Below are 345 nucleotides of genomic sequence, written 5' to 3' on the forward strand. Positions count from 1 at the left end.
GACAAGCCCTCCAAGGACGGCGCGTCCAAGGACTACTGGTCCTCGTCGCTGGGCAACGTGGACGTGCACTACTCCTCGGGCCCGGCCAACCACTGGTTCTACCTGGTGTCCGAGGGCAGCGGCTCGAAGACCATCAACGGCGTGAACTACAACAGCCCGACCTACGACAACTCGAAGGTCACCGGCATCGGCCGCGCCAAGGCCGAGAAGATCTGGTACCGCGCGCTGACCACGTACTTCACCTCCACCACGAAGTACGCGGGCGCCCGCACCGGCACGCTGAAGGCCGCCGCCGACCTGTACGGCGCCAACAGCACCGAGTACAAGACGGTCGCGGCCGCCTGG

Annotated in this window: 1 protein-coding gene; it reads left to right on the forward strand. The window is 66.4% G+C overall.

Translation table 11 applies throughout. From position 1 onward, the window contains the following. The coding region (locus GJQ66_RS12225; protein WP_196215886.1) for a M4 family metallopeptidase at positions 1–345 on the forward strand (345 nt) is incomplete at both ends.

This window comes from Microbacterium sp. ZXX196, from assembly GCF_009709595.1.
GTDB classification, from domain to species: Bacteria; Actinomycetota; Actinomycetes; order Actinomycetales; family Microbacteriaceae; genus Microbacterium; species Microbacterium excoecariae.